This window comes from Leuconostoc sp. JNUCC 76 (assembly GCF_053667755.1).
In genome coordinates this window covers 1,777,203-1,797,034 of record NZ_CM132206.1, presented here as the reverse complement: position 1 = coordinate 1,797,034, position 19,832 = coordinate 1,777,203, and the positions used below count along the sequence as shown (strand labels likewise).

Annotated in this window: 20 protein-coding genes, 1 tRNA gene and 1 rRNA gene; 12 read left to right on the top strand and 10 right to left on the bottom strand. The window is 36.2% G+C overall.

What is annotated here, in order from left to right; translation table 11 throughout:
- The first annotated feature begins 86 nt into the window (after window positions 1–86).
- The 4 genes from rrf (at window position 87) to JNUCC76_RS09060 (ending at window position 2,006) form a co-directional block, all read left to right on the top strand.
- A 5S ribosomal RNA gene (gene rrf / locus JNUCC76_RS09075) occupies window positions 87–203 on the top strand.
- 131 nt (window positions 204–334) lie between these two features.
- Window positions 335–769: a transcriptional regulator Spx gene (gene spx / locus JNUCC76_RS09070; protein WP_014325076.1), complete on the top strand. Its 435-nt coding sequence runs from the start codon at window positions 335–337 to the stop codon at window positions 767–769.
- A gap of 56 nt (window positions 770–825) precedes the next feature.
- Window positions 826–1,533: an adaptor protein MecA gene (locus tag JNUCC76_RS09065; RefSeq protein WP_454154219.1), complete on the top strand. Its 708-nt coding sequence runs from the start codon at window positions 826–828 to the stop codon at window positions 1,531–1,533.
- Between the two features lie 68 nt (window positions 1,534–1,601).
- Window positions 1,602–2,006 (top strand): rhodanese-like domain-containing protein, encoded by a 405-nt coding sequence (locus tag JNUCC76_RS09060; RefSeq protein WP_454154217.1) that lies wholly within the window; start codon window positions 1,602–1,604, stop codon window positions 2,004–2,006.
- 28 nt (window positions 2,007–2,034) lie between these two features.
- Here the strand turns inward: JNUCC76_RS09060 and JNUCC76_RS09055 are convergent, their stop codons facing one another.
- The gene (locus tag JNUCC76_RS09055; RefSeq protein ID WP_454154215.1) at window positions 2,035–2,217 is read right to left on the bottom strand and encodes a DUF3042 family protein; all 183 of its coding nucleotides are present in this window, start codon (window positions 2,215–2,217) and stop codon (window positions 2,035–2,037) included.
- Window positions 2,218–2,300: 83 nt separating this feature from the next.
- Between JNUCC76_RS09055 and JNUCC76_RS09050 the strand changes: the two genes are divergently transcribed.
- Together JNUCC76_RS09050 and miaA are read left to right on the top strand one after the other, a co-directional pair.
- Window positions 2,301–3,044 (top strand): glycerophosphodiester phosphodiesterase family protein, encoded by a 744-nt coding sequence (locus JNUCC76_RS09050; protein WP_454154214.1) that lies wholly within the window; start codon window positions 2,301–2,303, stop codon window positions 3,042–3,044.
- Window positions 3,037–3,936 (top strand): tRNA (adenosine(37)-N6)-dimethylallyltransferase MiaA, encoded by a 900-nt coding sequence (gene miaA, locus JNUCC76_RS09045; protein WP_454154212.1) that lies wholly within the window; start codon window positions 3,037–3,039, stop codon window positions 3,934–3,936. Before JNUCC76_RS09050 ends, miaA begins: the two co-directional genes overlap by 8 nt.
- A gap of 38 nt (window positions 3,937–3,974) precedes the next feature.
- On the opposite strand, the gene JNUCC76_RS09040 is transcribed toward miaA, so the two are convergent.
- Entirely contained in the window at window positions 3,975–4,802 is an 828-nt protein-coding gene (locus JNUCC76_RS09040; RefSeq protein WP_454154210.1) for a hypothetical protein, read from the bottom strand.
- A 361-nt stretch (window positions 4,803–5,163) separates the two neighbouring features.
- Here JNUCC76_RS09040 and metK point away from each other — a divergent pair, with 361 nt between their 5' ends.
- Entirely contained in the window at window positions 5,164–6,321 is a 1,158-nt protein-coding gene (gene metK, locus JNUCC76_RS09035) for a methionine adenosyltransferase (protein WP_454154208.1), read from the top strand.
- 18 nt (window positions 6,322–6,339) lie between these two features.
- A complete protein-coding gene (locus JNUCC76_RS09030) occupies window positions 6,340–7,290 on the top strand; it encodes an ADP-ribosylglycohydrolase family protein (protein ID WP_454154206.1) in 951 nt (316 codons plus the stop codon).
- Window positions 7,291–7,312: 22 nt separating this feature from the next.
- Here JNUCC76_RS09030 and JNUCC76_RS09025 read toward each other — a convergent pair whose 3' ends face one another.
- Together JNUCC76_RS09025 and ppcA are read right to left on the bottom strand one after the other, a co-directional pair.
- Window positions 7,313–8,215, bottom strand: a complete 903-nt coding sequence (locus JNUCC76_RS09025) for a diacylglycerol kinase family protein (RefSeq protein ID WP_454154204.1) — start codon at window positions 8,213–8,215, stop codon at window positions 7,313–7,315.
- A 97-nt stretch (window positions 8,216–8,312) separates the two neighbouring features.
- Window positions 8,313–9,827, bottom strand: coding sequence for a phosphoenolpyruvate carboxylase (ppcA, locus tag JNUCC76_RS09020; protein WP_454154203.1), 1,515 nt, complete (start codon window positions 9,825–9,827; stop codon window positions 8,313–8,315).
- A 411-nt stretch (window positions 9,828–10,238) separates the two neighbouring features.
- Between ppcA and JNUCC76_RS09015 the strand changes: the two genes are divergently transcribed.
- Window positions 10,239–10,310: transfer RNA gene (locus JNUCC76_RS09015), tRNA-Asn, on the top strand.
- 433 nt (window positions 10,311–10,743) lie between these two features.
- A complete protein-coding gene (locus JNUCC76_RS09010) occupies window positions 10,744–11,133 on the top strand; it encodes a DUF805 domain-containing protein (RefSeq protein WP_010286910.1) in 390 nt (129 codons plus the stop codon).
- A 52-nt stretch (window positions 11,134–11,185) separates the two neighbouring features.
- On the opposite strand, the gene rnjA is transcribed toward JNUCC76_RS09010, so the two are convergent.
- Window positions 11,186–12,868 (bottom strand): ribonuclease J1, encoded by a 1,683-nt coding sequence (gene rnjA, locus JNUCC76_RS09005; RefSeq protein ID WP_260342806.1) that lies wholly within the window; start codon window positions 12,866–12,868, stop codon window positions 11,186–11,188.
- The gene (locus JNUCC76_RS09000) at window positions 12,868–13,080 is read right to left on the bottom strand and encodes a DNA-directed RNA polymerase subunit epsilon (protein ID WP_011680267.1); all 213 of its coding nucleotides are present in this window, start codon (window positions 13,078–13,080) and stop codon (window positions 12,868–12,870) included. Before JNUCC76_RS09000 ends, rnjA begins: the two co-directional genes overlap by 1 nt.
- A gap of 137 nt (window positions 13,081–13,217) precedes the next feature.
- Between JNUCC76_RS09000 and JNUCC76_RS08995 the strand changes: the two genes are divergently transcribed.
- Window positions 13,218–13,769 carry an LOG family protein gene (locus JNUCC76_RS08995; RefSeq protein ID WP_454154201.1) on the top strand — a complete coding sequence of 184 codons (552 nt, stop codon included), beginning with the start codon at window positions 13,218–13,220 and terminating at the stop codon, window positions 13,767–13,769.
- A gap of 108 nt (window positions 13,770–13,877) precedes the next feature.
- Here the strand turns inward: JNUCC76_RS08995 and JNUCC76_RS08990 are convergent, their stop codons facing one another.
- From JNUCC76_RS08990 to JNUCC76_RS08980, 3 genes are read right to left on the bottom strand one after another with little or no spacing between them, the layout of a single operon-like run.
- A complete protein-coding gene (locus tag JNUCC76_RS08990) occupies window positions 13,878–14,645 on the bottom strand; it encodes a LamB/YcsF family protein (RefSeq protein ID WP_454154199.1) in 768 nt (255 codons plus the stop codon).
- A 21-nt stretch (window positions 14,646–14,666) separates the two neighbouring features.
- Complete coding sequence (locus JNUCC76_RS08985) at window positions 14,667–16,097, bottom strand: MFS transporter (RefSeq protein ID WP_454154197.1); 1,431 nt, start codon at window positions 16,095–16,097, stop codon at window positions 14,667–14,669.
- Between the two features lie 55 nt (window positions 16,098–16,152).
- Window positions 16,153–17,223: a zinc-binding dehydrogenase gene (locus JNUCC76_RS08980; protein ID WP_454154195.1), complete on the bottom strand. Its 1,071-nt coding sequence runs from the start codon at window positions 17,221–17,223 to the stop codon at window positions 16,153–16,155.
- A gap of 339 nt (window positions 17,224–17,562) precedes the next feature.
- On the opposite strand from JNUCC76_RS08980, the gene JNUCC76_RS08975 reads away from it, so the two are divergent.
- Entirely contained in the window at window positions 17,563–18,486 is a 924-nt protein-coding gene (locus tag JNUCC76_RS08975) for a LysR family transcriptional regulator (RefSeq protein ID WP_454154193.1), read from the top strand.
- Window positions 18,487–18,604: 118 nt separating this feature from the next.
- On the opposite strand, the gene JNUCC76_RS08970 is transcribed toward JNUCC76_RS08975, so the two are convergent.
- Window positions 18,605–19,795, bottom strand: coding sequence for an MFS transporter (locus JNUCC76_RS08970; protein ID WP_454154191.1), 1,191 nt, complete (start codon window positions 19,793–19,795; stop codon window positions 18,605–18,607).
- Between the last annotated feature and the right edge of the window lie 37 nt (window positions 19,796–19,832).

Here is a 19,832-nt window from a genome sequence, read left to right as displayed (position 1 = left end):
TAGAAATATTCGATAAGCAATTATGAGTGGTTTAGGATAGAAGAAGAATTTGTTACTATTTAGTTTTGAGTGGCTAACACTCAAGGTGTCGTGTCGATAGCATAGAGGACACACCTGTTCCCATACCGAACACAGAAGTTAAGCTCTATAGCGCCGAAAGTAGTTGGAGGATCGCTTCCTGCGAGGATAGGACGATGCGGTGCCGTACATATGAAAAGAAGTATCTCTTTTGAGGTACTTCTTTTTTGTTAGTTGATTTTACTAGGTTCATGTACTTTGATCAGTAATTACGGTATAATATAATTACTAAGATTTTTGGGAGGTCAACATTCTTATGGTTACATTATTTTTATCACCGAGTTGTACCTCATGCAGAAAAGCGAAGCAGTGGTTGGAAGAACACAATATTTCCTACCTTGAAAGAAATTTAAGTAAAGAACCATTACGAGCAGAAGAAGTGAGTAAAATGTTGCGCTTAACTGAAGATGGTACGGACGAAATAATTTCTAGACGTTCAAAAGTTTTTGCAAATTTAGATATGTGCTTAGAAGATCTTACTATAAATGGGTTGATTAAGTTGATTGTGGAATATCCTTCATTACTTAAGCGACCAATAATTATTGACGATCGACGCATGCAAGTGGGTTACAATGAGGATGAAATTCGCCGTTTTCTGCCACGAACTGTTCGGCAGCGCGAATTAATCCGCGCAACATATAAGGCTGATTTTGAGGAAGAAGCGAAGAACTTAGTTGTTGAAGAAGTGTGAAATCTTTTTGAATGTAATACCAGCTCTGATCTATAAATTTTGAAAGGAATATTAATATGGAAAAGGAAAGAATTAATGAAAATACAATCCGTGTTATGATTGATAATTCTGATTTAAAAGATCGTGGAATTACTGTAATGGAATTATTAGGTAATCATGAAAAAATTGAATCTTTTTTTTATAATATTTTGTCTGAAGTAGATACTGAGCATGATTTTGAAGATGATGATCAAGTTTCGTTTCAAATTCTACCAAACCGTAATGGATTGGAATTATTCATTTCACGACTAGATGAAGAAAACAAAATTTCTGACATATTAGATAATATTACCAATTTTGCTAGTAAGCAACCGGCAAATATTGATAATATTTCTGACAAGAGACGTCAAGAATTACGCCAATCAGATAAAGGAGATATTGTGAAATCAAATGTATCTTCAATTGATCATAAAGATGGTTCTCAAGAGAACTTTGAAAATACGCAAATAATATTGGCACTATCAGATTTTGAGAATGGTATTGCTATTGCGAATAGCCTTAAAATCGAAAATTTAGTCTCTGACCTATATTTGTATGAAGGTGCATATTATTTAAATCTATTAGTTTCAGATCATTCTATCAGTCCAGAACAATTAAAAAATGAATTGGCAATAGCTTTGGAATTTTCTCGTATCAGCCATGTCACACATGAGGTTTTGCATGAACATGGACAACTTATATTGAAGCATGAGGCACTTGAAAAAATTAAAAGTTTATTTTCTTAAACGCTACAAAGCGTTTTTTTTTTTGGTACAATTAAATAAGATTATTTAAAAAGTTAAAGAGGAAAAATATGAATAACATATTATTATTGGTAGCGACAATTGTATTTGCATGGATTTTGTTTTCGTTTGCTGGTTGGCTTTGGGTGTTTGTCTCGGCAAAAATGCATGGTACATTGTTAAAGCCCATTGAATTTGCTGAAAAACTAGAAGTAAATAATGGTCAAATTATTGACGTACGTGAAAGTACATTGTATAAACGATCACACATTTTAGGATCTCGAAACATTGTTGCTATGAATTTTTTGCAGGGCAAATCTGGTTTGCGTAAAGATCGTGATATCTTTTTATACGATGACAACCTTCGTGATGCTGTTCGAGCTGCTAAATCATTAAGTAAACAAGGTTTTGAAAAAAGTAAGGTTTTCATATTACGAGGCGGTTTTAATCGTTATGAAGGTAAGAAGACAAAATAAAAGAACTGCATTATTGCGGTTCTTTTTCTTAGTATCGTGATTGATGTGCAGCAACGCTTCTTCTGATAGCTGCTTTAGATACTTCATTATACTCTTCTTCTGCCTTTTCAATTGGCTTGATAACTTTGTGACGATAAACTAAAGCACTTCCAGCAACTGCAGCAACTGTTCCAAAAGTTCCAACGATAATACCTAATTTAAATGATTTCATATTTTTTCCACTTTCTTAAGTTTCTTTAGATACTATTATCAACCATTTCAGCGCATTTGTAAATAACAATGATTGGGTAAAACATGACAGAAATAATAGCACACCGCGGATATCGAATAGTTGCTCCAGAGAACACACTACCCGCTTTTGAGGCAGCCTTGGCGTATGATATTGATATGCTTGAAACTGATGTACATCGTACTAAAGATGGGCATCTTGTAGTTATCCACGATGAAACAGTAGACCGAACAACCAATGGGACTGGTTTAGTAAAGGAACTAACTTTAGCAGAAATAAAGATGTTGGATGCAGGTAGTTATAAACAACCAATGATGAATAATGTTACGATCCCGACACTAGAAGAATTATTAATTTTTTTAAAAAATGAAGAATTTAGTAAAACACTCCTTTTAGAAATAAAAACAGATCATACTGACTATCCAGGTATTGAGCAAGAAGTTTTAAATTTAGTGAATCAGTTTGATCCGACATATGGTGTTATTTATCAAAGCTTCAATTTAAAATCATTAAAAATAATACGGAAGCTTCAATCTAATGCTGAAATTGCTGCACTAGTATTTTGGCCTTCGCCCAAAGTTTGGTGGCTAAAAATTATTGGTGTATTTAAATTTGTACATCCTGATTTTAGAATACTAAAAAGAAAGCCAAAATTATTTTGGCGTATAGGATTGCCAATCCGCCCCTGGACGGTTGACAAGGAAGAAGACATGTGTGCTGTATTCAAAGCAAAATTACCGGGAATCATCACAAATCAAGTAGCCTTGGCTTGTCGGATACGTAAGGAGATACAAAAAGTTAATGAATAAAATAGTAGTGTTGACTGGACCAACGGCCTCTGGGAAAAGCAGCTTATCTATTCAGATGGCACAACGTTTCAACGGTGAAATTGTATCAGCTGATTCAATGCAAATTTATCGCAATTTGGACGTTGGAACTGCCAAAGTGACTAAAGAGGAACAAAACATTGTTCCGCATCATTTAATTGACATTGTAGATTTAACAGCTAATTACTCTGTGGGTGATTTTATTGTCGCTGCAGATAAAGTGATTGCTGACATCATTTCACGAGGAAAATTACCAATTATTGTGGGTGGCACTGGGTTATACGTTAAAGCTTTGTTAGGCTTTCAAGAACTCGAATACGTAGCAAGCGATACGGAAGAGGTGCATAAATTAAATGCTTATGAACTAGACAAATTAGTTGTTGAATTAAAATCTTTAGATATTAATCGTGCTCAAAAAGTAGATTTAAAAAACAAGCAACGCGTTATTAGAGCAATTCAAATTGCAAAATACGGGAAAAAAGATGCGGAATTAACACAACGGCCAAAGTATGATGCGCTGGTTATAGGCCTTGATTGGCCACGTGAGCTACTTTATGAACGTATCAATAACCGTGTTACACAAATGGTTATTGATGGCGTATTGAAGGAGGCACAAACAATTCTGGACACTGGTGGGGAAGAACTACAATCAGGGAAGGCCATCGGTTATAAGGAGTTTTTTCCTTACTTACGCAATCAAGTAACCTTGGATCAAGCTATTAACCAGGTGCAACAAGATTCTAGGCGGTACGCAAAGCGACAATTAACCTATTTGCGTCATCAAATACCTGGATTAGTATGGCTAAAAGGACAGACAGCTGAAATTATGTTAACAGAGATGATTGAAGGCTGGTTATCATTGAAGGAATATTAGTATTTATAAGCAAAAAAAGAACACACCTGTGTTCTTTTTTAATGATATAACAATAACATTGAGAAAGCTTGTAATAAGATATAGCCCATATTTTGCCAATTACCCAACTTAGCCTTCATAAACTGTAGTACGAAAGCCGATAGGCTAAAAAGTACAACAAAGATGGTACTAACACCAACATGATGGCTGAACAATATAACCCAGAATAGACCGAGTGTCAAAATACTCAATTTTCTACCATCGGGGTTTGGCATTAAAATGGGATTAAAATAGAAAATAAAGCTAAAAAACATGGGTAATAATTGCAAAATAAATTTTTCGGTTACAAAATTATTTTGTAGATAAAAAATAGCGATAGGCACTGTGAATGTCGCTAGAACGGCCAGTAAAATTAATCCTAGAATATTTTGTAAACCAAGCCAAAGTTGTTGAACGATGACTAAGAAGACACATAAGAGTAATAATAGGACGAATATTTCATGTCTTGATTGAATTAACGAACTAAATGTGAACAAGCTACCAACAGCAAAAAAAATATAACTAATCAGACTACGGAAGTTCTGAGTCATCATAAGCGCCATACCCACTGCTATTGTTATTGTATAGCAAAATAATGGTGCAATTTGCCAAGTAATGGAACCCTGAAGGGATTGGGTATGCAGTAAGGGTAATCGCCACCAAATAATATTTAGAGAAATCACGATCACAGACAGCGGTATCCAAAAACGGCGATCACGAAAATGTATCGGATAAAAATTTTCAAAACTTCGTTTGTCTTGAGCATCATTGCTTAAGCGTCGAGGCATTGAACGGCCATCTGGCAAGCGATGGGCCATATTTGATTGTTGAAAATAATCTTGTTCCATGATTAATATTGTACCGTAAATTTGAATTGTAAAGTTGTCGTTTTGATAACGACATAGTTACAGATGAAATATTTTAAACGCTATTTGCTTTTTAATGGACCATTTGATATGATTGTCTATACAATTTAAAACAGCTATCAAGAGTAGGCGAGTGATACAGCACAATGACCCTGCACCAACCGGCAAAATAACGAAAATCAGCTATGAGAGTGTATTTTCATCAGTTTTGACATGGTGGTCCATCTGTACAGATAGTCGTCACGTTAGCGCGTTCGACTATGCTTGTCGAATGCGCTTTTTTATGCGACTCTTAGCTTTTTATTTTGATTTAAAGGTGACGACCAAACGTAGGAGAGTATTCATGGCAAAGTATTTCACATCGGAATCAGTTTCTGCTGGGCATCCAGATAAGATAGCTGATCAAATAGCTGACGCTATTTTGGATGCAGTTCTCGAACAGGATCCAAAGGCACGTTCAGCAGTTGAAGTGACTACATCAACTGGAGATGTATCAATTTTTGGTGAACTATCTACGAATGCTTATGTTAATATTCGCAAAATCGCGACGGATACAATTCGTGAAATTGGATATAATCATGCTGAACTAGGATTTACTGCCGATTCAGTCAATGTTTCTAATAAAATTGTTGAGCAATCAGGGGATATTGCACAAGCTGTCGATAATGCAGAAGATGATCCAGACCAACTTGGAGCTGGCGATCAAGGTATGGTATTTGGTTATGCTACTAACGAAACAGACAGTTATTTACCATTGACATTGGCTTTGTCGCATCGTCTAATGCGCAAGATCCGTGATGCACGTGAAAACGAAATTTTACCATATCTAAGACCAGATGCTAAAGGTGAGGTAACAGTTGAATTAGATAATAACGATAAAGTTAAGCGCATTGCTGCTGTGGTTATTTCAACACAACATGATGACGAGGTCACACTAGAACAATTGCGAGCTGATATTCGTAAACATGTTATTGATGAAGTGTTACCACAAGATTTGGTAGACGAAAATACGATTTATTATATTAATCCATCTGGAAGATTTGTTTTAGGTGGGCCACAAGCTGATTCAGGGTTAACAGGACGTAAAATTATTGTGGACACTTATGGTGGTGCTGCCCATCATGGTGGTGGTGCCTTTTCTGGTAAAGACGCTACAAAAGTGGATCGTTCTGCTGCTTATTATGCTCGCTATGTTGCCAAAAACATGGTTGCAGCTGGTGTCGCTGATAAATTGGAGCTGCAAGTATCATATGCAATTGGTGTTGCACGCCCTGTGTCATTGAATGTTGATTCATTTGGTACAGCCAAAGTTTCTGAAGAAAAAATCAATGAAATCATAACTAAGTTATTTGACTTCAGACCATTAGCTATTATTAACAACTTAAATTTGCGTCGCCCAATCTATAAGCAGACAGCTGCATTCGGACATTTCGGACGTACGGATATCGATCTTCCTTGGGAATCACTAGATAAGGTGAAAGAAATCAAAAACTTACTTTAATTCATGATAAAATGAAATATGGTTAAAAAAGGATCGACAATTCAATTTTTGTTGAAAGGAATGGCTGTAGGCGAAAGTATTGCCTATTTGCCAGTTCGTGAACAGGAAAAATTGTTACGAGGTGAGTCAGAGCATGAGCTGAGATGGGGTACCCAGACAAGCTTGGCACTGACAACAACTGCTAGTTTATCACGAGGGTATCAGTTAGCAGATGTAATGATTCATTTGCAAAACTGGTACAAAAAGCGCCAATATGCACCAATGGGAACAATTCAGGATGTGGATGTTGTGACCAGACAGGCGTTAGAAAATTATACTAAAAATAGAGATATATTGGCAGCAGGAGTTGGTACTGATGATGCTGATAGCGAAAATATACTGTCACGTATGCTGCCAGTCTCTCTCTATTTATATCATCAAGTAGGGGTTTCTTTTATTAATGATGAGCCAGCCATGCTGATGTTACACAGAATAGCTGGTTTAACGCACAATGACGAGGGAGCTCTGGTCAGTGTAGGGATGCTTAGCCTCATTGTCAGTCAAATATTAGACGGGCATTTGATATCTGATGCAGTAGAAAATGGATTAGCATTTGGATTTGAGTATTATTCTCGTCACCAAGTTTTTGTGAATGAACTGACTGCATTTTATGATCTCAATCTACCTGATTTTTCAAATATACCAGCTGATAAAATCGAATTGAATGGCAAAGCTTCGCCAACATTGGAGGCGGTTATTTGGAGCTTGTTGAATAGTGATAGTTACACGCAAGCAGTTGAAAAATCTTTGATTCATGGTCATGCTAACAGTATTGTACCTACTCTAGTTAGTGCAATTGCTGCAATATATTATAAAGATGATTTAGTATTGGGATTGGGACAAAATCTTGTTTCAAAACGTGTGATTACGACGGTAATTGGACAAGCTGAACGTTCATCAAGATTCAACTTAATAAACCCACTAACTTAGGTTAGTGGGTTTATTTTGCAATTTAAATCCAAAATGGGTAGAACTGTTGATCAACAGTAAATGAAAAACTACCGTTTCCCAGTAGTCCGCCATCAATATGTCCAGGTTGAATATCGTGAACATGAATAGCATCGCCAGGAGATAAGTTAACGTGATGTATGATGTTTGATCTTAAATCTTTATGATTAAAAATAATATCTGTGATAAATTGCATCATCTTCATTTTCCTGAGAACAGTAATTTCTATTGCAGCTTCTGCCAGGTTTTCAGTAGTAGTTGCCTTGTTTGTTAAGGTTAGCAGGAAAGAGTTTGGTAGTTGCAAATATTCCGAGCAAGAGTTAATTGTTACAGGAAAACTTTTCTGATTAAAGAAGGCTTTGGTAGTCAAAAAATGATTCTTTAATACTTTGAGATTGAATGGACTGATATCATTAATACTATTTTTCCTGTGTTCAGTTAGTGCAGTATCAAAACCAATGCCAACACTACTGATAAAATATTTAGTTTGATGTTTGGGTATATCGCCACAAATTTTGCCAATATTTAAAAATTTAGGATGATGAATTTGCTGCAACTGAGGTAAGGCGTTCGCTTTGTCTCTGAGACGGAGCGCGGGTTTAAAATCAGTGTAGAGATTCAAAGGTATATAACTAATAGGAAGTTGATGTTGGCGCTCGACACTAAGCAGTCCATTTAATACTGCATTCAAGGTGTTGTCGTTGCCAAGTACTAAAATAACATGATTTGATGATTCATCCGGTAGGTTTTTGGCCATTTTTTTTGCTATAAAAGTTATTTCTGCGTCAAATGTAGCGTCATGCCATGAAATAAACTTTAGTGAATTTTTCACGTGAGAGACAAAATCTGCAGATTGTATATCCTGGTGTTTATCTTGTACTATATTAATAATGTGGAAATCTGGCATATTTTGACTCTTACTTTCAAACAAATTAGTATCATTGTATCAAAATTTCAATGTTAAGGCGAACTGACAGCAAATAAAAAAAGCCTGTTCAGGCTTTTTATCCAAGGAAGTGTCGCAATTGTGCCATGCGGTTAATAAGGGCTGTAATGGCAACTGGAGCACCATCTTTAAATTGAACTACTTGAAGCGCTATTTCAGCATGTTGTTGTTCTTCGCGTGTTTGAGGACCAATTTCAAACTTGAAAATACGCTGCATGATGAGAATATCTTCTTCAACTTCGGCCCAAGCAGCATTTTGAGTTTTTAGAACTTGCAAAGCATCCATATTAACGAAGCGTGCTAATTCATTAAAGTCTTTGCTCATGCTAGGATATGAGCGAACGAATACACTTAAATGATCAGCATCTAAATGTTTCAATGCGCGTCCAAAGCCAATAAATTCTGGTGGTACACCGACTGAGTAGAATGAGCCAGTAAAATTAATGGCTCTTGGTAATTCAATACCGTCAACTGAACGTGAATAGCCAAGAACACCAACGTGTTGACGGCGGTCACGACGCTTTGGGAACGCCTTGAAAATCGCTTGCATGCTAGGAACCAAATTGTCTAGCGTATTAGAATAAAACTTAGCGGATTCCTCAGCTATTTCAGTTAAAATCTTCTGATCGTCAGGAGAAATTTTTAATGGTTCTGCAACAGGCAATTTTTCTTTTAATTCAGCGATGCCTTTTTGCACTTCTTCAATAGGAAAGTCGTAACGAAATGCTGATTGAACAGTTGCTGTACGTACCCCTGGAAATTCTGTTACGTAACGATCGATACGGTGAGGAGATAATCCACCACGGAAAATTGCTGATCCAGTTCCTGAAATTGGGAAGATTTCAATGTTTTCTTCTTCAGCAAACTCATGAAGTCGCGCAATTGCTAGTTTATTACCTGTAATTGAACTCATAAATCCAGCTGTTAAAGCAGAATCCGATCCAGCCAAGAATACACGCATATATTTTGGTCGGAAGCCAAAATGTTCTTCGTGGAGGTTTAAATACTCCTTTAAAATTTCAGGTGCATGTAATTGTGTTTCAAAATCCTCAAAAAGAGGAATCATTTCAATATAGGGTGTGTTTTTATCAGAACGAGTGAATTCTGCTGATTTGAAGTTTGCTAGTTTTTCAAACAAAACTTGCATTTTTAAAATTTGGTCTGCGCGCTGTGCCATTGGCAGAATAGCTTCAAATAATGGTCGAGAGAATCCAAGATCATGGGCAAAGTCTTCAGAACTTAAGAAGGCAGTCATTGCTTGCATTAAGTTGTAGCCCTTTTCTTCCCAAATATTAGGGAAACGGAAAGTTAAAAACTTGTCACGACCGATTTGATTATCTTTAAAGTAATCATATTCCGTGCTAAATAAGCGATCGATGACAGCAGCATCAGCATGTTTACCTTCCCAATCCCACATATACTCATCGACATTTAATTCATTAAAGTTTTCAAATGCTTCACCGGTTTCTCGATAGGCACTGATAAATGGTTGCTGAGAACTTTCCCAGAATGGCGCATTAGCATTATCTGGATGTTGCGTTCCCATGATTGAAGGGATTTTACGTGATGTCATGATAGCTCCTTAATTTGTACTGATGATATTGTAACATACTGACAAACGACAAGCAGAGATAATGTCAGCTTTTTTACGAATGATTATATTAAATAAACCATAATGTTCGAATATCAAGAAAATAAATTTTTGATACAATTTAATTATAGTATTTTTTGAGAAACGCTCATTTTGATAAGTAACCTAACATTTTTTAGAATAATTGTTGAAGTAGCGGCTATACTGAAAGGGTAATGTTTGTTCACAACATTACTCTCCCAGCAGACGATTGAAATTAAATTCCTCGATATAGTCCTGTCTGTTGGGATTTTTTTATTATTAAAATTATATTATAAAAGTACATGTTTTTTATGAAAAGTATGTTGACAACTAATAATTAATACATTATAATTTAATCATTGTTTATTTCATTGCTCCATAGTTCAGTGGTAGAATAACGCACTGTTAATGCGCAGGTCCTTGGTTCGAATCCAAGTGGAGCAGTTAGTAGAAGGGCAACTCACAATTCGTTGAGTTGCTTTTTTTGGACATTGAAATTAGGTTGTATACAAAAAAAATGTAAGCGTTTGCAATTCGAGAGTTTATATGCTATACTACATGTATAGATTAGGAGGAAGTCCTAATAACAATGCGAGTTGTTGAAGCTATCCTTAACGATAGCGGGAATGGGTTTCTTTCAATCCAGGAGTAGTTTACTCAGCGTTTAAGCTAGAAATGTTGATGGTGCCTGATAGCTCTATTTCAGCAGATGCTTAGATGAGAAAATAATAATTTACCCAGTGTAAGCTTTGGAAATTGTTGTTTGAGAGTAGGCTGCTTTTTATATTGTTAACATATTCTAGCTTGATTCTCTAAATTAACTTTTTTCAAAAAGAGTGTTATCATTGATGGGTGATGAGAGAAAAGGGGAAATCAAATGATTAATGCTTATCGTGAATTTTGGACAAAAATGTTTTCTTGGCATGCAACGGCAACAAGGACGCAGTACTGGGTACCATTAATCGTCAATTATTTTTTGGGTGGAATATTAGTTAGCATCTTGGAAAATATGCAAGGTCATTCAATTGAAGACATCTACACTGTTGGTGATTTGTCTACTAATTTGACAACAAGAATCGTCATGATAATTGTGTGGATTGCTACCTTTACTTTGAAAGCACGCCGTCTGCACGATACAAATCGAAGTGCTGGTTGGATATTTATTGACCTGATTCCGATTATCGGAAATATTTGGTTCTTTATTTTAATGATTTTACCAACGACGCCGGAATCACGTTGGACGTTGAATCAAAGTAATGTGAATTAGAAATAATTAGTGAAATAAAAAACACCTAGATTATTTTCTAGGTGTTTTTTATTTAAACCAAAATTAGCATTGGCATAATCATTGGTTTTCGAGCTGTTTCTTTGAATAGGAAACGAGATAAATCATCGATTACAGCTTGACGGATATCTGACTCACTATTATTTGAGCTGTTCATAACACGTCGCATGGTGCTGAAAATAACACGTCGACCTTCGTTAATTAGTTCACCTGACTCACGCATGTAGACAAAACCACGAGATAGGATATCTGGTCCAGATAGAATTTCTTTCTTTTTCAAATCGATTGTTGCTGTAACAACAACTAAGCCATCTTGTGACAGTTTTTGACGATCATGTAACACAACTGAACCGATATCACCGATTCCTGAGCCGTCAATGTATGTGTCATCGCCAGGGAAATGGCCAGCAACTCGTGCATTTTCACCATCAAGAGCTAAGACATCACCATTTTCTAAAATGAAAGTATGGTCTTCTGGCACTTCTAGTTCATGTGCTAATGAAGCGTGGACCTTTAACATACGATATTCACCGTGAACAGGCATGAAAAATTTAGGCTTCAACAAAGCAATCATTAACTTTTCTTCTTCTTGACCACCGTGTCCAGAAGTGTGGATGTTATTAACTTTACCATAGATGACATTAGCGCCACCTTCTTGTAATTTATTAATAACAGCGTTTACTGATGCTGTATTACCCGGAATTGGGGAAGAGGAGAAAATAACATTGTCTTTTGGCTTCAAACGAATTTGCTTATGTGTTCCTTCAGCAATTCGTGCCAAGGCAGCCATTGGCTCACCTTGAGAACCAGTTGATAGAATAAGTAATTCATCATCAGGAATATGTTTGATTTCTGATTGTTCGACCAGCATGTCATCAGGAATATTTAAATATCCTAGGGCACGTCCATTAGTAACAGCTGATTCCATTGAACGGCCGAATACAGCAATTTTACGTCCATGTGCAATAGCTGCATCTGTAGCCATGCGAACACGGTTCATATTAGAAGCAAACGTTGCAAATATAATACGTCCATGTTGAATTTTATCAAATATATGGTTAACAGATTTTGCTACCCATGCTTCTGACTTCGTCCATTCAGGGCGTTCAGCATTGGTTGAATCACTCATCATGAGTAAGACGCCATTTTCGCCAATACGGGCCATGGACCAAAGGTTAGGTGGCTGCTTAGTAGTTGGTGTCAGATCAAACTTAAAATCACCAGTTTCGACAATAGTCCCAACAGGTGTGTGTACAGCTACACCAAATACATCAGGTATAGAGTGGGTTGTACGGAAAAACTCGACACTTAACTGATCAAATTCCAGTACTGAGCCATCAGTAATTTCATGAAGTTCGACGCGATTAAGCATCTGTTTTTCTTCGAGTTTGTTCTTAATTAATGCCATTGCTAATGGACCAGCGTAAACTGGAACATTAACAGCTTGCAAAAAGTAGGCGATTGCACCGATATGGTCTTCGTGTCCGTGGGTGATAACCAGTGCTTTAACGCGATCGATATTATCAACTAAATAAGTATAGTCAGGAATAACGTAATCAATACCGAGCAATTCGTCTTCTGGGAACTTAATGCCCGCGTCGACGACGATAATTTCATTTTGGTACTCGATACCGTACGTGTTCTTACCAATCTCGCCTAAACCGCCTAGCGCATAAACTGCGACTTCGTTAGGTTTGATATCTACAGAATATGTCATTAGAATGTTGTAACTTCGAAGTTAGGATTGGCCTTTTCATAAGTTACAGCCTTATCAGATAATTCTTCGATAAACTCCACATTGTATTCTGTGTTTTCTTCAATAATTTCACGTGCTTGTGGCAAACTTTCGGCCTCAATGTACATTGAAATTGTTGTTTCACGCTTTGGATTGCGTTCAGGGTGTTCTTGGTAGTAAATTTTATAAATCATAAATGCCTCCATTAATATAGTATAGTAATTTGTCACGAACAAAACCTTATTTTCTAGTTTACCACATAAACTAAGATTTCAACCACTTGCTTGATTAATAAAGCAATAATTGATAAATTATTATTAGGGATAAATATATGAAAATTTCATCTATTGGCGTTTTTATGGGATCACAATCGGGTAATGACCCACAGTACATAGAGGCAGCAGAAGAACTTGGTAAAAGGATTGCTCTAAAAAAAATCAAGTTGGTTTTTGGTGCAGGGAAAGACGGCTTAATGGGTGCCACCGCTAGAAGCACCATGGAAGCCGGTGGTTCAGTTCTAGGGGTTTCACCTCGTAATCTTGCTGAGGAGGCAGTTGAGGCTTCAGAAATTACGCAGTTAATAGAAGTGAACACGATGACAGATCGTAAGCAACTATTAATGGATAATTCGGATGCTTTTATTGTGCTGCCAGGTGGCTTTGGAACCTTAGAGGAGATAGCGCAAGTTATCAGTTGGTCAAAAATTCATTTGCACGACAAACCGTTGGCACTTTTTAACGTTAACGGTTTCTATGATAAATTTTGGGCATGGTTAAATGAAGTTTACGAAGATGGTTTTGTAAGTGAGCATGATATGAAATGTATCCAAATGTTTGATTCAATTGATGGAATGTTTGAGTATTTAGAAAATTTTGAAGGTTAACGTCAGCAAAGTAATAAAGATGTTAGCAATGAACTAAGTACATAAGGATAAAAGCGTTTACCTAGTATTGGGTAAACGCTTTTTTATACTTTAAATTCAGTACCAGGCTTAATTACTTCCTGCTAAATTTTTAATAACTATTCCATTGGCGAGTAATGCTGATTTTATTTCTTTAGCCATTTGCACGGATCCAGCCGTGTCACCGTGTAGTAGAAGAGAACTGCCATTGACATCAATATCTTGTCCGGTTATGGAAGTAACTTTACCTTCCTTTACCATTCGAATAACACGTTTAGTGATAGTATCGGTGTCATGCAAGACAGCACCTTCATGATTTCGACTAACCAATGAACCATCATCATTGTAAGCACGATCCGCAAAAATTGTATAGGCAATCTGAAGTCCTTTTTTCTTGGCTGCTTCAGCGAGCTCACCAGGTAAAGTTACAACGATGAGGGAGTCATCAAATTTTGCAATTGCTTCGGCAACCGCATTAGCATATTTTGCATCTTCGACAACAAAATTGCCAAGCTTGCCATGTGGTGTAACATGCTGTAATTTGCCACCAAATGCCTTAGTAAATCCACTCAAAGCGCCAATTTGATAGAGCATGTCAGTTTCAACTTCTAATGCTGATAGGTCCATGCCACGTCGTCCAAAACCAACCCGATCAGGAAAACTAGGATGCGCACCAATTGCGACATTATTGAGGATGCATTTTTGAACAGTGCTAGCCATGGTTCGTGGATCACCTGCATGAAATCCACAAGCAATGTTTGCTGAAGAAACAATTTTCAATAAACTATCATCATCCGCGATTTGATAACTACCGAAACCTTCGCCTAAATCTGAAACAATATCTAAACTTTGTATCATATCCAACTCCCAATTTATAATTTAAATTTCTGGTGTATTTGCGTTAACTTTATTGGCAAATAATTCTTTAGCATCTTTTTTAGATAAAGCATCATAAGCAATTTCTTCAGCTGATTTATTACGTGTTTCAATACCAAGAGACGCTAATATAACAGCAACGACAAGCATTATCACCGCAATAGTTAGAAAAACAGATATTTCACCAAACTTTGATAGCAAAAATGCTACACCGTATGGTGTTAATATTGCAAATCCTCGTCCAATAGCTGTACAAAAACCTGCACCGCGTAAACGAATTTCTGTTGGCCATAATTCTGGTACATAGACAGCACTCGCGAAACATACATAAATATATAAAAATGAAATTAAAGCAAATCCGAAGATGACGATTGTTATTGGATTCGTTTGAATGGCATAGATTACAGAAAAGATAGCGATTAAAACGAGCATGATTGTTCCAAACCATTTTCGTGGGAATTTATCAATAATTTTTGTAGCGATAAAAACACCGACTGGGGCACCAAATAAAATTAAGGTAGTCATGAAAATCGAGGTCGTCACTGAAATACCACGTTTGACAAAAAGAGTAGGAATCCACGTCGTAATAGTGTACAAGGATATATTCATGCCAATTAGTACTGAAATTCCAACAATGGTGCGAAGCAGTAGTGGCTTTTTGAAAAGAGTTGAGAAAGGAATCTTAACCTGTTCTTCCTCCTCTTGATAAACATCATCAACAGGTGGTAATGAGAATTTCATTTCTGCTTCAATTTCGTGTTCAACGTCGGTGACAATTTTATGTGCTTCGTCAGTACGACCTTTTGTGGCCAACCAACGAGGAGATTCTGGCATGGCTTTACGTAAAAACCAAACAACGAAAGCTGCAATACCAGCGATTAAAAACATTGCTCGCCAGCCATATGTAGGTCCTAATGCCGGAATAACAATAAGTCCGATTAGTGTGGCTACCGGAGGAGCACTGTTACCAATCAGTGATAACATACTAACCCATTTACCGCGTGTTTTGGATGGTAAAAATTCAGTAAATGTTGAGAAACCAACTACAATTTCGGCACCCAAACCAATGCCGATAATTGCACGCATGCCAATTAGCATAATCATATTTACTGAAAAGGCTGCGATAATTGAGCCGACGCCAAATATTAGTAAATTAATTTGGTAAGTTGTTTTACGCCCAAATTTATCTCCCAGAAATCCGGCTAGTAAACTTCCTACAAATAATCCAGCCAACGTTGCGGAAGAGAATGCAGCGTTGTAATAGTCGTTTGACCAACCAATTTTAGTCAGTTGAGCCAAAATAACGCCACCAATGTAATTATCAAATCCATCAATAATGAGACCAAGCCCGATTAGCCATAATAACTTTCGATGCCACTTTGAGACTGGTAATCGATCCAGCCGGGCACCTATTTCGTAATTTTTAATAACCATGGAGAACCTCCTTTTATAACACTACTTTTTAGTGAAAGTGTAACTTGTATGCGTTTTATTCGTCGTACTTTAAAATAACTTTGATACCTTGCCGGCTTTTCATTAGTTCAAATCCTTCTTGCCAATCTGACAAAGGTAAAATATGCGTAATCATTGATGTTGCATCAAACATTTTCCGTTCTAATAGTGTCAATACATGTTTTAAGGAAACAGTATTGTAGGCCATATGACCGACAAGATCGATAGCTTTCATGGATAGATCATTAATTGAGAAGTTGAGTGGCAAGAAGCTCATACCTACACGAATAATTTGTCCATTTGTTCGTAATATGTTGAGTGATTGTTTTAAAACTGATGGGGATCCGGCGCAATCATAAACGATGGGGATGTTGTTTTCGCCAACTAACTCAAGGATTTTATCTTCAACACTTTCTTTATCGTAAGAAATACAATGTGTTGCACCAAATTTTTTGGCGACTGGGAAACGAACTGCTTCGTTAGCACTTGAGGCAACCACAATAATTTCAGCTGCTCCCATAATTTTTGCCATTTGTACACAACCAAGGCCTAGCGTACCGGCACCGAAGACAACAACATTGTCACCAGGTAGCAAATTAGAACGTTGTGCCACTGCCATATAGGCATTACCAATTGGATCCAACATAGAAGCTTCTTCAAATGAAACATTTTCTGGAATTTCAAAAAGGCAATTTTTGTAGAGATTCATAATATAACCGGGTACTTTGACGTATTTAGTGAAGCCACCATCAGTATTTGGGCTTAGCCCAAATGAACGTTTATAAGGACATACTAGAAAATTTCCAATTTCACAAGCGTGGCATTTTCCACAAGCGTAAGCAGTGTTTTCTGAAACAACGCGTTGACCAACATGCCAATCGGTAACATTTTTCCCTGCTTTGACAATAACGCCTGAAAATTCATGACCAGCGATTCGTTTATTATCAGTAGCACCATTTTCAATACCGTAGTGTTTGAAATCAGCACCACATATGCCGGCAGCCTTTACTTCAATTAAAATATCGTCATCTGTAATTTCAGGCTCAGGTAATCCTCTTTCAAATTTAAATCCACCAATTTCAGTACCGTATCGTGTTAAAGCATTCATGACAATATATCCTCCATAATTCTTGATGAAAATTTGTTTTAAATTATAAGAAACACATTCTTTTATAATTCATAGTTTATTTTTAACAAACTTTCTTATGAAATACACTACATCTTATTATTTAAAAAATAAAATTCAAACGACTAATAATAAAAATCAACAAAATTGATTTTTATTATTATGTTAGATTAATTAACAAATTAATAGAAAATTATTATTTTATCGTGTAATATTATTTTGAGTATACAAATTATGAATGATTTTTAGTGTTTATGCACAAATGGTGTTGAATGCAGAATTTTGAATTCAAATTTTTTGTAAATGAAAAAGAGGGATTTAATGAATTCAGTTGATATTGAGATATTCTTAGCAGTTGTTAACGCAGGTACATTAACGGATGCAGCCGATGCATTGTTTATTTCCCAGTCAACCTTAAGCTATCGAATTGCAAAGCTTGAAAAAGATGTTGGTATGGATTTAATTGAGCGAGGACGAGGCTTTAGAACTTTGAATCTAACGCCTGATGGACAAAAATTTTTAAATATTGCTCGACATTGGATGGACTTAGTGCATGAAACGAGAGCTATTAAATACAAGCAACAAAAAATCACATTATCAATTGGCGCAATTGATTCGGCACAGTCTTATATTTTGCCGCCTATTTACTCTATGATTAAGCATTTTAAGGAAACGATTGATATGCATATTATTACTGGGCAATCAACAGATCTTTATGCTGCTTTAAATAATCGAAAAATTGATATTGCTATTGGCCATTTTGAACAGCCTGATCCTGGAATGATTAATAGTAAATTTTCGGGAGAAAAAATGGTTGTTGTGTGTAAAGGGGAATTAAAAACGGTAAATAACAGATTAATTGATGCAGAGCTAGATACAAAGGAACAAGTATTTTTTGGGTTTAATGTTTTTTTTCAATCATGGTATGATCGCTGGATTGAGAATCGATCTTATCCAACCATACAGATTGATACAGCTAATCTATTGACTACATTTCTAGATGATGATAAAAAGTGGGCTATTGTGCCTTTTTCAATAGCTAATCACCTCCGAGAGTCTAATCAGTGTCACATTTATTATTTGCAAAATATGCCACCAAATCGTATTACCTATCAAATCCGTAAAAAGGATCCTACCAGTTCTGCTGCTGAAGGTTTGCAAATTTTTGATGCTTGTGTAGATTTTTTGCGTCGAGAACAAGTTAACAGAGAAATTTATGAATTATTTACAAATCATACTAACTAAGCAGCATAAAGCTAGAAGTTATTTGCAAAATTTTTGTAATTCATTGTGAGCAAAAAAAGCCCGTTTCTTATCAATTTGGTCAAGCAATTAATAAGAAACGGGTGTTACTACTAAAAAATTATGGCGTCTTTTCAGAAATTTCTGATTTGATTTTATCGGGCCTTTCTGGTGTAAACATTGATAATCCACCGTATATAAATAGCGCCGCATTTGTCCAAAAGACCGGTAAAGTACCCAAAGTTCCGCCTAAGGGTCCAGAAATAATTGGCACAGCTACTTGGGCAAATTTATTTACTGCCAAACGAAGACCCAATACTTCTCCGGTCCGGTTTTTAGGAGAAAAATGGTAGGCCATTGACATTGACAGTGGTTGACAACAACCTAGCCCTAGCCCCATAACAAACGATAACCCTGCCAGCATGTAAAAGTTTTTAACGAGTGGAATTAAAGCAAAGCCGATTGATGACATTAATAAACAAACACCTAGCAAATGCATTTCACTTAATTTTGCACTTAGTCGAGGCATTACTAACCTAATAATGAAATAAGCGGCAGTATTAGCACCCAAAATCAAACCAATTAGAGACGTTGAAAGATGAATACTACGTCCGTACACTGGAAAATAGAACGAGAATAGAAAAACACCTGTTAAGATAATTCCTGAAGTAATAAAAGTTTTGCGTAAATTTCGAGAAGCTAATAAATCAATGAATTTTTCTGATTGTACCTGCGTTTTTTTCTCGTATTTTGGTACTGTGATCAGATTAAATAGAAATATCAGTCCTGAAATAATAGCTAAACTTGCTAAAAAGACATACGTAAAACTGTAGCCAATATGATCAATGGCAAATCCAGTCATAACATTACCTAACAGTTCACCAATGGAAGTACCTTGTGATAAAATAGCGTAATTTTTGGAATAATTTTTGGAGTTACTTAAGGCACCTACCAAATTTTGAATAGTGACGATGGTGAAAATTTGAAATAAACCAAATAATGATTGAGAGACCAATAGTATCCATAGTTGGTTATGGACGATAAATGGTAAGAGGAGAGCAGATCCACAACCAATCATGCCTAATACTAAGGGAAGTTTAAACCCTATTCTGTCAGTGAATTTGCCAGAATATATTGCTAAAAGCATTGGAAATACAGCACTTAAGGCAACTATGACACCCAAAAATGCAGAGTGGGCGTGCAAATGCACTGCGTATAGTGTTGTTAAAACAATATTTCCTTGGTAAGCAGTTTGAAACAATAGAGCGAGTAAAACTACTAAGTATATTTGTTTGTTCTTTATCTTTATCACAAAATTGCCTTTCTTAAAAAAAGCCAAATCCACAGGA